The sequence below is a fragment of the Roseibium sp. Sym1 genome (assembly GCF_027359675.1).
Taxonomy (GTDB): Bacteria; Pseudomonadota; Alphaproteobacteria; order Rhizobiales; family Stappiaceae; genus Roseibium.
Genome location: NZ_CP114786.1, coordinates 3,949,199 through 3,961,738, shown reverse-complemented (window position 1 = coordinate 3,961,738; position 12,540 = coordinate 3,949,199). Strand labels below are relative to the sequence as shown.

12 protein-coding genes are annotated in these 12,540 nt (G+C 63.3%); 7 read left to right on the top strand and 5 right to left on the bottom strand.

What is annotated here, in order from left to right; all coding sequences use genetic code 11:
- Positions 1 to 80: 80 nt before the first annotated feature.
- A complete protein-coding gene (locus O6760_RS18005) occupies positions 81 to 614 on the bottom strand; it encodes a MarR family winged helix-turn-helix transcriptional regulator (protein ID WP_269581091.1) in 534 nt (177 codons plus the stop codon).
- A 163-nt stretch (positions 615 to 777) separates the two neighbouring features.
- Here O6760_RS18005 and O6760_RS18000 point away from each other — a divergent pair, with 163 nt between their 5' ends.
- From O6760_RS18000 to O6760_RS17980, 5 genes are all read left to right on the top strand, one after another.
- Positions 778 to 1,806, top strand: coding sequence for a TRAP transporter substrate-binding protein (locus O6760_RS18000; RefSeq protein WP_269581090.1), 1,029 nt, complete (start codon positions 778 to 780; stop codon positions 1,804 to 1,806).
- A 2-nt stretch (positions 1,807 to 1,808) separates the two neighbouring features.
- Positions 1,809 to 2,318 carry a TRAP transporter small permease gene (locus O6760_RS17995; protein ID WP_269581089.1) on the top strand — a complete coding sequence of 170 codons (510 nt, stop codon included), beginning with the start codon at positions 1,809 to 1,811 and terminating at the stop codon, positions 2,316 to 2,318.
- 4 nt (positions 2,319 to 2,322) lie between these two features.
- The gene (locus tag O6760_RS17990; RefSeq protein ID WP_269581088.1) at positions 2,323 to 3,630 is read left to right on the top strand and encodes a TRAP transporter large permease; all 1,308 of its coding nucleotides are present in this window, start codon (positions 2,323 to 2,325) and stop codon (positions 3,628 to 3,630) included.
- Between the two features lie 98 nt (positions 3,631 to 3,728).
- Positions 3,729 to 4,406, top strand: coding sequence for a FadR/GntR family transcriptional regulator (locus O6760_RS17985; protein WP_269586301.1), 678 nt, complete (start codon positions 3,729 to 3,731; stop codon positions 4,404 to 4,406).
- Positions 4,403 to 5,677 carry a CynX/NimT family MFS transporter gene (locus tag O6760_RS17980; RefSeq protein WP_442969801.1) on the top strand — a complete coding sequence of 425 codons (1,275 nt, stop codon included), beginning with the start codon at positions 4,403 to 4,405 and terminating at the stop codon, positions 5,675 to 5,677. The genes O6760_RS17985 and O6760_RS17980 overlap by 4 nt, the downstream gene beginning before the upstream one ends.
- Positions 5,678 to 5,681: 4 nt before the next feature.
- Here the strand turns inward: O6760_RS17980 and O6760_RS17975 are convergent, their stop codons facing one another.
- The 4 genes from O6760_RS17975 to O6760_RS17960 are packed head-to-tail and all read right to left on the bottom strand — an operon-like array spanning position 5,682 to position 10,286.
- A complete protein-coding gene (locus O6760_RS17975; RefSeq protein WP_269581087.1) occupies positions 5,682 to 6,287 on the bottom strand; it encodes an ABC-type transport auxiliary lipoprotein family protein in 606 nt (201 codons plus the stop codon).
- A 27-nt stretch (positions 6,288 to 6,314) separates the two neighbouring features.
- A complete protein-coding gene (locus O6760_RS17970) occupies positions 6,315 to 8,309 on the bottom strand; it encodes an MlaD family protein (protein WP_269581086.1) in 1,995 nt (664 codons plus the stop codon).
- A gap of 10 nt (positions 8,310 to 8,319) precedes the next feature.
- Positions 8,320 to 9,129 (bottom strand): ABC transporter ATP-binding protein, encoded by an 810-nt coding sequence (locus O6760_RS17965; RefSeq protein WP_269581085.1) that lies wholly within the window; start codon positions 9,127 to 9,129, stop codon positions 8,320 to 8,322.
- An 8-nt stretch (positions 9,130 to 9,137) separates the two neighbouring features.
- The gene (locus tag O6760_RS17960; RefSeq protein WP_269581084.1) at positions 9,138 to 10,286 is read right to left on the bottom strand and encodes an ABC transporter permease; all 1,149 of its coding nucleotides are present in this window, start codon (positions 10,284 to 10,286) and stop codon (positions 9,138 to 9,140) included.
- Between the two features lie 123 nt (positions 10,287 to 10,409).
- Here O6760_RS17960 and dgcN point away from each other — a divergent pair, with 123 nt between their 5' ends.
- Positions 10,410 to 11,423, top strand: a complete 1,014-nt coding sequence (gene dgcN / locus O6760_RS17955; protein WP_269581083.1) for an N-acetyltransferase DgcN — start codon at positions 10,410 to 10,412, stop codon at positions 11,421 to 11,423.
- Positions 11,420 to 12,403, top strand: a complete 984-nt coding sequence (gene dgcA, locus O6760_RS17950) for an N-acetyl-D-Glu racemase DgcA (protein WP_269581082.1) — start codon at positions 11,420 to 11,422, stop codon at positions 12,401 to 12,403. Before dgcN ends, dgcA begins: the two co-directional genes overlap by 4 nt.
- Positions 12,404 to 12,540 lie beyond the last annotated feature (137 nt).

Sequence of the window (12,540 nt, the reverse complement as noted above, 5' to 3'; positions counted from 1 at the left end):
AGGCTCCGCGCTGCGCTCGGCCGGGGTGACACCAGAAAGTGCCGCGGAGAACAGCGCTCCACGTCCGGTAAACGCTTGCCCTAGTCACTCACGCCTTCCAGCTCGCCGGCAAGGTTCTCCCGGATGCGCCGGGTTACGGTCAGGAACCCTTCGATCTCCTGTTCCTTGAGCCCGCTCAGCATCCGCTGCTCGACGGCCTTGAGCTTGGGGCCGAGATCCTCATAGACCGCCCTGCCCTCTTCGGACAGCTTCAGCAGAAAGCTGCGTCCGTCGGCGGCGTTGCTCTCGCGCACCAGGAAACCGCGCTCCTCCATGCGTTTCACGGCGCGGCTGACCACCACCTTGTCCATGCTGGATCGCGAGACGATCTCCGTCGCCTGAAGCCCGGACGTGGCCGACCCGAGAATGGCCATGGTGCGCCACTCGGCCGGCATCATGCCGTAGTCGCGTTGATAAACCGCCGACAAGGCACGGGTGACATCGGAATAGAACACGCGCACCAGGTACGGGAAAAAAGTTTCAAGCTCGAAATCGGAGTGCGCTGCATCCTGGTTTTCTCGCGTGTTTTCAAAAGGTTCCGATGTTCCGTTTCCCGGGTCAGTCAGCTTTTTCATCTGGGGTCCATGGTGTCCGTTTGGCTAGGATACGCGATTTTACGATTGACTTGGTTTCAGTTGCAACTATTTTGTTTCAAATGAAACTATCTATGGCGTCACGTTTCTGGCACGGATGATACCGGCAAGAGCGGCCATCATAAACGTTGGGGAGGAGAAACCCTTGAATCAGCTGAAATGTCTTTCCATTCTGGCAGGTGTCGCGGCAGGCGCATTGACCGGGCTGGTCTCGGCCGCAAGCGCGGATGAACTCGTGCTGTCGTCCTGGTTGCCGCCGAAACACCCGATCGTCACGGGTGTGATCGAGCCTTGGGCCGAGCAGGTCGCCGAGGCCACCGAGGGCCGTGTCACGGTGCGCGTCCTACCGAAGCCGGTCGGCTCGCCGCCGGAGCATTTTGACCTTGCCGCCGAAGGCATCGTCGACATCACCTACGGCCTGCACTCCTTCACCAAGGACGACCGTTTCCTGCGCTCGCGCATCGGCCAGTTCTCCTTCATCGCCGACACGGCCACCGAAGGTTCCAAGGCCTATTGGGATGTCTATGCCGGCACGCTGGACGCGCAAGGAGAACACCAGGGCACCAAGCTGCTGGGCCTGTGGGTGCACGGTCCGGGCATGTTCCACAACAACCAGCGCAAGATCGAGACGCCGGAGGACTTCTCCGGCCTGAAGGTCCGCACACCCGGCGGCTACATTGCCGGCCTCGCCCAGGATCTCGACATCATCACCCAGTTCATGGGCCCGGGCGAGGTCTATGAAAAGCTCTCCCGTGGAGTCATTGACGGCGTCACCTTCCCGATGGAAGCGCTGCAGGCGTTCAACCTGACCGACCACATCAAATACTCCATGCGCATCCCGGGCGGCATCTACAACACCTCCTGGTTCATGGTCATGAACGAGGACATCTGGGACGGCATTTCCGAAGAGGACCAGGCTGCCATCGAAGGCGTGTCCGGTGCGGCGCTTGCCGAGCTTGCCGGCAGTGTCTGGGACGGTGCCGACACGCGCGGCGCGGCCTATATCGCTGACAAGGACATCGAGGTCTATGACGCCCCTGCCCCGGTACTCGAGGCCATCAGGGCGCTGGCTGCCAAGCATGAAGCCACCTGGGCCGACGCGGTCCAGAAAACCGGCTTTGACGGCACCGCCGCCCTTGCCGCCTTCCGTGACCAGACCGGCATCCAGCCCTGATCATGCTGTCTCAGCCGCACACGAACGCTCCGGGCCGGATCGCAAGGATCCGGCGCGGGGCCGCCTTTTTGCTCGGTCTTGCCTGCCTGTTGGTGCTGGCCGCGCTGATCGGGCTGACCTGCGTCGACGTCATCGCGCGCTATGCCTTCAACAGCCCGGTCACCGGCGCCTATGAGCTGACCGAGATCCTGCTGGCAACCCTGATCTTCCTCGCCCTGCCGCTGACGACCGCCGCCGGCGAACATATCGAGGTGGAACTGCTGGACGGCATGAAGAGCAGCATCCTCAAGCGGCTCGGTACGATGGCGGCGGCGATCTGCACCATCGGCGTCTTCGCCGTCATCGCGCTGGAAATGGCCGATCATGCCGGCAAGCTGGCCCGCCGCGGCCGGGTAACGGATTCCCTGGAGATCCCGCTCTCGCTGGTCGGCTGGCTTGGCGCGGTATCCTTCGGCCTGTCGGCGCTGGCCGCCCTTTACTTCTTCACCAAACGTTTCCGCGAAAAGGCCTGAGCCCGTGCTTGAAGCTCTGATCGGATTTGGCGCGCTGTTCGCCCTCGTGCTGGTGCGCGTGCCCATTGCCATCGCCATGATCATCGTCGGCACTGCCGGGTTTGCCGCCCTGCGCAACTGGAATGCGGCGCTGAACCTGCTCGGCAATGCCGCGTTCGACACCGGCCTGTCCTTCACCCTTTCGGTGATCCCGCTGTTCATCCTGATGGGCAATCTCCTGACCATTTCCGGGGTCAGCCAATCGCTGTTCTCGACCGCGCATCACTTTCTGCACAGGATGCGCGGCGGCCTTGCCATGGCGTCGATTGTCGCCTGCGGCGGCTTTTCCGCAGTGTGCGGTTCGTCGCTGGCCACCGCCGCCACCATGTCCAAGGTGGCGATGCCGTCCATGCGCGAGGCGGGTTATGCCGACAGCCTCGCCACCGGTTCGATCGCGGCCGGCGGCACGCTCGGCATCCTGATCCCGCCAAGCGTCATCCTGATCATCTACGGCCTTCTGACCGAAGCCGACATCGGCAAGCTGTTCGTCGCCGGCATCATTCCGGGCCTCCTCGGCGTCCTGTTCTACCTCGGCGCCGTCTATGTCACCGTGCGCCTCAAACCGGACCTCGCCCCGCAGGACGCGGAGGACCTGCAGCTCGAAAAGAAGGATGTCTGGGGCGTCCTGGCCGTGGTCGGCCTCTTTGCCATCATCATGATCGGCATCTATGGCGGCTTCTTCACGCCCACCGAAGCCGCGGGCATCGGCGCTGCCGCCGCCCTCCTCATCGCGCTGGTCTCCGGCGGCCTGACCTGGGAGAAGCTTTACACCGCCGGTCTCAACTGCGCCCGCACCACCGCGATGATCTTCGCGATCATCATCGGCGCGGAGGTCTTCTCCAATTTCATCAGCTATGCCGGGGTTCCCGACGCGCTGCTCGCCTTCGTCCAGTCGCTAGACGTCAACGCCTATGTGGTCATTCTCGTGCTGGTGCTGATCTACGTGGTGCTCGGCGCCGTTCTGGAGAGCCTCTCCATGATCCTCCTGACCGTGCCGGTGTTCTTCCCGCTGGTGACCTCGCTCGACTTCGGCACCGGTCTCCTGTCGGACCCCGAGATGGTGCTGATCTGGTTCGGCATTGTCGTCGTGGTGGTGACTGAGATCAGCCTGATCTCGCCGCCCATCGGCCTGAATGTCTTCGTGCTGCGCTCGGTCCTGACCGACGTGCCGCTCCGGACCATGTTTGCCGGCATCCTGCCCTTCTGGCTGGCCGATATCCTGCGGCTCGCGCTTCTGATCGCGGTTCCGGCCCTGTCGCTGCTGCTGGTGTAGGGCGGAGTTTCCGGCTGTCGCCCACGATCACCGGCCATGGACAAGGCAGCCCGCTTCTGCTATATTATCAAGTCATCTGATGACTTGGTGATATGTCGATGCAATCCCTCAACAAGACCAGCCTCACCGACCGCGCTGCCGAAGCAATCCGGAACGAGATCGTCTCAAACCGCTGGCCCGTCGGCGACAAACTGCCCAATGAGGCGCAGCTTTCGCAGCAGCTCTCGATCAGCCGGGGAACCGTACGTGAAGCGGTTCGCATCCTGGTCTCCCAGGGCTACCTGGAAACACGCCAGGGATCCGGAACCTATGTGCTGTCGACGGCGGACGCGACCCGTCCGCTGACCATGGCCCGGCGGGCCGGCCTGCGCGACCAGTTCGAGGCGCGCCTCGCGCTGGACGTGGAAGCGGCAAGGCTCGCGGCTCTGCGCCAGACCCCGGCGGTCATTGCGGAATTGCGTGACCTTCTCGACAGGCGCGGCCATTACGACGGCAGCGACAAGGCCGGTTTCGTCGCCCGGGATTTCGCCTTTCACCAGGCCGTGGTGGCCGCCTCCCGGAACAAGGTTCTCGCGGACATGTACGCATTCTTCTCGACGCTCATCAGCGAAACCATCGAGGCGACGCTGGGAAAGGACCTGCAGGAACCGGACATGGCCGCACACGCGTCGATCATCGACGCCATCGAGACCGGCGACCCAGACAGGGCAGAAGCCGCAGTGCGCCACTTCATGGCACCGGTTCTGCGGGATCTGGAACGGTTGCTCGGCTCATGAGAGAAACAGAACAAATCGATCCGGGCTCCATCGAACTGATCGACGCGGAAGCGGCCGACGCCGTCAGCGTACCCGTGCAGATGCCCGGCACACTTGTCCGCTTCGTGCTCGGTGCAAGTCTCGTCCTGATTGCCTTCAATCTGCGCCCGGTCTTTTCAAGTGCCTCCGCGCTGCTGCCGGAGATAACCGAAAGTTTCGGCCTGTCGGCCGCCGGGACAAGCCTGCTGACGACCTTGCCGGTTGTCTGCATGGGCCTGTTCTCGCCGCTTGCCCCGATCCTGGCGCGCTGGATCGGCACGGAACGCACCCTGCTGGCCGTCGCTTTCCTGCTCGCGCTCGGAACCGGCGCGCGCGGGTTCGGCTCCGTCCCCCTGCTCTTTCTCGGCACGGCCCTCGCCGGGGCCTGTATCGCCGTGGGCAACGTCCTGCTGCCGGGTCTTGTGAAACGGGACTTTCCCGACAAGGCCGCGCTTCTGACCGGCTGGTACACAATGGCCCTTTGCGCGGGCGCTGCCGGCGGCGCCGGCCTGACAATCCCCTTGCAGTCGGTCCTCGACGGTTCTGTCAACGCCGCCCTTGCGGTCTGGGCCCTGCCCGCGCTGCTGGTCGGCATGCTGTGGTTCCCCCAGGTGCTGGCGACACGCAACGTCGCGAAAAGGGACCGCTATGCCGTCAGGGGCATGTGGCGTGACAGGCTGGCCTGGAACGTGACGCTCTTCATGGGCCTGCAGTCCGCGCTCGCCTATTGCGTTTTCGGCTGGCTCGTTCCGATCCTTCGGGCGCGCGGGCTCGACGGCGTCACGGCCGGCGCGATCGTGTCCGTCTCGGTGATGGTCCAGGCGGCTTCCTGCCTGGTCATCCCGCATATTGCGGTGCGCGGCAGGGACCAGCGGCTGATCAATGTGGTTCTCGCAGGTCTCGCCGTTGTCGCTCTCCTGGGCCTGCAGTTCGCACCGCTCTCGACCGTCTGGATCTGGGCCATCCTGCAGGGGGTCGGCCAGGGCGGCCTGATCGCGGTTGCGCTCACGGTGATCGTGCTGAGAACAAAGGACCCGCATGCCGCCGCCCAGCTCTCCGGCATGGCCCAGTGCGTCGGCTACACGCTCGCCGCCATCGGTCCGCTCGTGGTCGGCTTCATCCGTGGCTGGACAGGCAGTTTCGAGTGGAGCGCCGCCCTGTTCGTGGCGCTCGGCCTCGGCGTTGCCGTCAACGGCTGGTACGCGGGACGGGCAATCCATGTCGAGGCTGAGACGGTGAAGATCGGGACCTGAGCCCTCACACGTTCCGCAGTGTCCAGGCTGCCATTTCGCCGAAGACCCGGTCCGCGGAGGCGTTCATGGCTTCCACCGCCTTGTCGACCGCGGTGCTGCCGGACGGGGTTTCGGCCCGGAAGACCTTGGTGGCCACCGTGCGGCCATTGCGATCGTTGACGACGCGGGCGGAGATTTCCACGAGCCCCCGGTCGGTGCCGTCGACCCGAAGTTCGAACGCCCGGATTTCGGTCTGCAGCTGGTAATCGATCAGGAGGCCGTCACCCGGAACGCCGACGCCGCGCAGGCGGCCGGTGTTCTGCAGCGTCTCGACCAGTTTCAGCTGAACCACGTTGGGAAGCGTGTCGGCCCAGGCGCTGTCCGGGAAGTAGCTGTAGACGGGGCCCTTGTCGACGACGGCGATATAGCTGCTGTCGAGTGCCTTCAACGCCCGCGGAGCGGCAACCAGGACCTGGACACGGCTGGACCTGCCGCCAAGTCCGGCGGCATCGGCGGCGCGGACGCTGTAATAGGCCGAAGGTGCGGAACTCGCGCAACCGGAGACGAGCATGCCGAGCCCGAGCGCTCCGAGAACGCCCCGGCGGGTCATGTCTGTGCCTGTCTTCGTCATGCGTCCTTGCCTTCTACGTGTCTTTTGTCATCGCCGGCGCCCACCCCGGTAGGTCGGCACGTCCTCGCCCCCGAAGATGACACGGTTGGGACTGCGTTCGAAACTCTCTGCCGCGCGCTGGATCGAGATCAGCGTGCGGTTGACCTGTCCCAGTGCCGACGTGAAATCGGCCGACCCCTGGGTGGCGAACTTGGAAAGGCCCCCGGCAATGGAATCCGCCCGGCTTTCGAAGGCCACCGCGATCTTGCGGATAGCCTGGGCGGCGAGCGTCGCTTCCTTGATCAGGCCCTCGCCGTCGCCGTCCACCATGGTGGAGACTTTCTCCACCAGGCTTTCCACACGCACGGACGTGGAATTCAGCGTCGCGGTCATCTGCTTGGCATCGGTAATGATCTGGTCGACATCCGGGGTGCGCTGCTGCAGGTTGGCCGTCATCTCCTGGACATTGTCCGCCGCCTTGCGGGCGCTCTCCAGGATCGCCGGGATGCCGTCTTCCGGATTGGCGAGGCCCGAAGCCGCCGTCTCGACCGAGCCGACGATGTTGGCAACCTTTTCCGGGTCGACCGCCTGCATCAGCTCGTTGGCGGTTTCAAGCGTGGTCGCGAAGCGCTCCGCGGCGGCCTGCACATCGGTGATCAATGCCGCGATCCGGTCGTCCTGCCCGCGAACCGTCGCCGAGACCGCCTCGAAATTCTGCACGGTCGACTTGGTGGAGGCGATGATCTCGTTGATCTGGCCCTGTTGCTGGTTGAAGTTGTCGACGATACTGGAAACGTTGTCGACGGTCTTGCCGATGGTCTCCGGGTCGACACTCGCCAGGATTTCGTCGACGCGCACCAACGAGGCATTCATGCCCTCGGTAAAGGTGCTGACGGAAGCAACCACCTGCTCCACTTGCAGCGGATCGATGGCGGCGGCGATTTCCACGCCCCGGCTCATGATCGTGTCGACCTTGGCAACCACGTCACGGCTGCCTTCCAGGATCTCGACGACGGTTCCTTCGCGCTGCTGAATCACTTCGACGATCTGGTTGACACTCTCCATGGTCTGGCTGGTGGAGCTGATCAGCGTGTCGATGTCGCCTGTCCGCTTTTCAAGAACCTCGCCAAGCGCGGCGGCCCCCGCCATGACCTTCTCGATGTCTTCCGGCTTCACCGCTTCGACAATCTTGTGCACGTTGTCGAGGCCTTCGTTGAGGTTCTTGGTGAAGGTTTCCAGTTCCTTGGCGGCGCTCTGCGCATCGGCCATCAACAGGTCGATGTCCTTGCTGGCCTTGCCGAGACTTTCGGAGAACTGGCTGAAATCGTCGACGATTGCGGTCACCTTGTCGGACGGCACCGCAGCCATCAGCCGTTCTCCCTGGTCGACAAGCTTCTCCAGCCGGCCGGACAGACTGGAGAACGCGTCCGATGCCTTGCCGATGCTGGCCATGAAGTCCTTCACACCATCGGAATTGGCGGCCAGCGCATCGGAAAAGGTTTCCGCGTTGTCGATGATCTTGGTGATCGCCGGACTGTTGTCCTTGAGGAGGTCATCGACCGTCTTCATGGTCGAATCGGCGCGTTTCAGGACATCCCGCGCGCCATCGACAATATCGTCGAAAAAGGAACGCTCCGCCTCGATGACCGGTATCTTGCCGTCGTCATGCCCCAGCAGCAGCGGAGAATCGGAGGTGCCGCCCGTCAGGTCCACATAGGCAACGCCCGTCAAGCCGGTAAAGTTCAGGGTTGCCTTGGTGTCCTCGCGCAGCGGGGTGGAAGGCTTGATGCCCACCGTGGCGACCACCTTGGTCGGGTCATCGGGGGCGAAATCGAGTGACTTGACGTCACCGACCTTGATTCCGTTGAACAGTACCTGCCCACCGACCGGCAAGCCGGTCACGGGCCCGGGATAGAGGATCTTCAATTCCACGTTCTGGCGCGATTCCGCGGTCACCGCGAGCCAATATACAAATCCGAACGCGCCGACCAGGATGGCCACCATGAAAGCGCCGATCAGAATGTAGTTCGCCCGGGTTTCCATTCAGTCCAACCTATGCTCGACGCAACGCCCGCTCTCCGCGGAAGTATGACTTGATCCAGGGATCGTCGTTTTTCATCATGTCGTCCAGTGTTCCAATCGCCAGAACATGCTTTTTCCCAAGAACAGCTATGCGATCGCAAATGGAATGCAGGCTGTCGAGGTCATGTGTGACCATATAAACGGTCAATCCGAGAGTCGAACTCAGGTTTGCAATCAGCGAATCAAATGCAGCCGCCCCGATCGGATCGAGACCGGATGTCGGCTCATCCAGAAACACCAAATCCGGATCGAGCGCAAGGGCGCGGGCCAAACTGGCCCGCTTGACCATGCCACCGGAAAGCTCCGAGGGCAGCTTGTCCGCGGCATCCTGGGGCAGACCCACCAGCTCCAGTTTCAGGCTTGCCAGTTCATCCATCAATTGCGGTGACAGCTTCAGGTGCTCGCGCATCGGCACCTGGATGTTCTGCTTGACCGTCAGGGACGAGAACAAGGCGCCCTGCTGGAAGAGGACCCCCCAGCGGCGCTCGATCGCCTTGCGTTCCTTCTGGTTCGCCGTGGACATGTCGTGCCCGAAGACGGAGATGAAGCCGGCGCGCTTGGGCGTCAGGCCGAGAATGGCGCGCATCAGCACGGATTTGCCGGTGCCGGACCCGCCAACGAACCCCAGCACCTCGCCGCGGCGCACGTCGAGGTCCAGATCCTGCAGAATGATCTTCGAACCGAAACCGACCGTGACATTTCGCACGGAAAGCACATGTCCCGCATCATCACCGGTCGCCAGGGGCGCGGCGTCGGGTTGTGTCGCGGAGCTTTCTGTCATCGGATGGCTCAAACTCCAATCGCAGCGAAGAACATGGCAAAAAAGCCGTCAACGACAATCACCAGGAAGATCGCCTTGACCACGGACATGGTCGTGTGCCGGCCGAGCGACTCCGAGGAGCCCTCAACTTTCAGGCCCTCGACACAGGCGATCAGGCCCACGATGAGCGCCATGAACGGCGCTTTTACCAGCCCGACCACCAATGTCTCGATCGTGATCGCGGCCTGCAACTGGGTGAGAAAGGCCGCCGGGGGAATATCCAGGTAGGCCCAGGTAACCAGGCCGGATCCGAACAGCGCCGCAATGTCGGAAATGAAGGTCAGGATCGGCAGCGCGATCATCAGCGCCAGGATCCGCGGCAGCACCAGCACTTCCGTCACGCTCAGGCCGATCACGTGCAAGGCGTCGACTTCCTCCTGCATGCGCATGGACCCCAGTTCCGCCGTGAATGCCGACCCCGACCGGCCCGCGACCATGATGGCCGTCAGGATGACGCCGATTTCGCGCAGGACAAGGATGCCTGCGAGATCGACCACGAAGATGTCAGCGCCGAACTGCCTGAGATAGAAGCCGCCCTGCTGGGAGATGATCGCGCCGATCAGGAAGCTCATCAGGGCGACGATCGGCACCGCGCCGATGCAGCTGCGATCGAACTGCACCGCGATGGAAATGCTGCGCAGGCGCTTTGGCTGCAACAGCACCGTCGACAGGACAAGTCCCAGAGAGCCCAGGATGTGCAGCATCGCGGTGGCGTCCTTGCCGGCATCCACCACTTGCCGGCCGGTCGCTTCCAGAAAGCCCGCAATGGAAAAACCGGAATGCTCCGGCTTCCAGCTGGGCGGGTGATGGTTCTCGATCTCGTCGAAAAGGGACTGGCGCACCGGCGTGACACCGGCCAGACCGACCTTGCGGCCTTCGAATTCCAGGCGTCCCCGCGTCCGGTGAATAAGCCAGGCGCCGCTGGTGTCCAGATGCTCAATTTTCGAGATATCGATGCAGGTCAGGCGTTCCGGGGCAACCTCCAGGCCGGACAGGTCCTTTTCGGCCTCGCCGATGGTGCTCACTGTCCAGTCACCGGCAAGGGACAGGAACTGCCTGTCAGGACCGTCTGCTTCCAGACCAATCGACGGTGCCGTGTTTTTCTCCAAGAATGCCATTCCGGCTGGCTGCCCTCTTGCCGCTGGTTCCTCATCCCCCGTATACCTGATGGAGAAGGTCAATACCAACCGTGATTAAGCATGATTCTGGTTCGAAACCGGAAGCTACCTGAAAGATTTACCATGGAAATTGCCCACCCCTACCTGTTGTTTCTCGGTGATGTTCCCGATGCCCTGGCGGCCAAGACCGCCATCGGCATTGTCGACTGGCGCAAGGACTGGTGCCTGGGCCAGGTCCGCCTGGACGGCTGCGCCGCCGATACCGGACTGGAAGACCTGTCGATCGCCGAAGGTGCCGCCGCCGGCGCGAAGACCTTTATCATCGGTGCGGTCAATGCCGGCGGACGCCTTCCCGAGCACTGGGTCGACTCGGTCGTCGAGGCTCTCAATGCGGGCATGGATGTCGCCTCCGGCCTGCATGTCCGCCTGGCCAGCATTCCCGCCATCAGGGACGCGGCGGAGAGCAACGGCCGCCAGCTGCATGATGTGCGCCACAACAATGAGACCTTTGCCACCGGAAAGGGCACGAAACGGCCGGGCAAGCGCATTCTGGCCGTTGGGACCGATTGTTCCGTCGGCAAGAAATACACCGCGCTTGCCATGGACAAGGCCATGAACGAACGCGGCTACAAGAGCTCCTTCTGCGCAACCGGCCAGACCGGCGTGTTCATTTCCGGGCGCGGTGTCGCGCTGGATGCGGTGGTCGCCGATTTCATCTCCGGCGCAGCGGAGTGGCTGTCTCCGGCAACGGAGGACGATCACTGGCAGATCGTCGAGGGTCAGGGCTCCCTGTTCCACCCGTCCTTTGCCGGTGTCACCCTGGGTCTCCTGCACGGCTCGCAGCCGGATGGCTTCATCGTTTGCCACGAGCCGACCCGCACGAAAATGCGCGGTGTGGAAACGCCCCTGCCGACGATCCAGCAGGTGATCGACATGACCATCCAGTGCGGCAAGCTCACCAATCCGGACATCCGCTGCGTCGGTATTGCCGTCAACACGACCGCGCTCGATGATGACGAGGCGCTGGCCTACCTGGCCAAGGTTGGCGAGAAACACGGCCTGCCGGCAACCGATCCGGTCCGCTACGGCATGGAAGCGATCGTCGACAAGGTGTCCGCCGAGTTCGGCGCACCATGAGCCTTTCGGTTGAGATCGAGGCGGAGCGCTTCGAAATCGCGGGCGGTTTCAGGATCTCCCGCGAAACCCGGACCCATGCCCAGGTCGTGGTCGTCACGCTGCGCGACGGCGGCCATGTCGGCCACGGCGAATGCGTGCCCTATCCCCGTTACGGCGAGACCCTGGAAAGCGTCCAGACACAGATCGGCGAAATCTCGGAACTTCTCAAGGAAGGCCTGTCCCGGGAACAGTTGCTGGAGATCATGCCCGCCGGCGCGGCCCGCAACGCCGTCGATTGCGCCCTGTGGGACCTGGAGGCCAAGCGCACCGGCAAGCGGGCTCACGAGTTGGCCGGCATTGCCACGCTCGCACCGGTCACGACGGCTTTTACCATCAGTGTCGACACGCCCGACGCCATGGCCGAAAAGACGCGTGCGGCCGCGCACCGGCCGTTGCTCAAGATCAAGCTGGCGGGAACGGGCGACGATGCCCGCATCGCCGCCGTGCGCAAGGCCGCCCCCGACAGCACCCTGATTGTCGATGCCAACGAGGCCTGGGACGAGAGCTGTTTCGAGGTCAACATGGCCGCCTGCGAGGCCGCCGGTGTCGCCCTCATCGAACAGCCGCTGCCGTCGAAAAACGACGGTCTTCTCGCGGGCCTCGAGCGGCGCGTGACCCTGTGTGCCGATGAAAGCCTGCACCCGGGCAAGAGCATCGACGGACTGCGTGAGAAATACGACGCGGTCAACATCAAGCTCGACAAGGCCGGCGGACTGACCGCCGCGCTGAAGCTTGTCGAGGATGCGAGAGCCCAGGACCTCAAGGTAATGGTGGGCTGCATGCTCGGCACCTCGCTGGCCATGGCGCCCGCCGTCGTCATCGCGCAAGAGGCCGACTATGTCGACCTCGACGGGCCGCTTCTGCTGGCCGAGGACCGCTCTCCCGGCCTGCGCTTCGAAGGCAGCACCCTCTATCCCCCCGAGCCGGAGCTGTGGGGGTAGGTGTGAAAGCTTCGCAAAGAGACCGAGTTCAGAGATGGAGCCTTATCTGCAAAGACATCAAAGAAGATTTCAACACAGGGCGAACTAAATGTGGTTTTTTTGGCTTGGTGCAAGCATTTTCTCAGTTCCCGTCTTGG

Coding starts and splice junctions, on each gene's coding strand:
- O6760_RS17985 (WP_269586301.1), top strand. CDS start 3,729: ATGCAATCCCTCAACAAGACCAGCCTCACCGACCGCGCTGCCGAAGCA.
- O6760_RS17995 (WP_269581089.1), top strand. CDS start 1,809: ATGCTGTCTCAGCCGCACACGAACGCTCCGGGCCGGATCGCAAGGATC.
- dgcA (WP_269581082.1), top strand. CDS start 11,420: ATGAGCCTTTCGGTTGAGATCGAGGCGGAGCGCTTCGAAATCGCGGGC.
- O6760_RS18005 (WP_269581091.1), bottom strand. CDS start 614: ATGAAAAAGCTGACTGACCCGGGAAACGGAACATCGGAACCTTTTGAA.
- O6760_RS17965 (WP_269581085.1), bottom strand. CDS start 9,129: ATGACAGAAAGCTCCGCGACACAACCCGACGCCGCGCCCCTGGCGACC.
- O6760_RS17980 (WP_442969801.1), top strand. CDS start 4,403: ATGAGAGAAACAGAACAAATCGATCCGGGCTCCATCGAACTGATCGAC.
- O6760_RS17970 (WP_269581086.1), bottom strand. CDS start 8,309: ATGGAAACCCGGGCGAACTACATTCTGATCGGCGCTTTCATGGTGGCC.
- O6760_RS17960 (WP_269581084.1), bottom strand. CDS start 10,286: ATGGCATTCTTGGAGAAAAACACGGCACCGTCGATTGGTCTGGAAGCA.
- dgcN (WP_269581083.1), top strand. CDS start 10,410: ATGGAAATTGCCCACCCCTACCTGTTGTTTCTCGGTGATGTTCCCGAT.
- O6760_RS17975 (WP_269581087.1), bottom strand. CDS start 6,287: ATGACGAAGACAGGCACAGACATGACCCGCCGGGGCGTTCTCGGAGCG.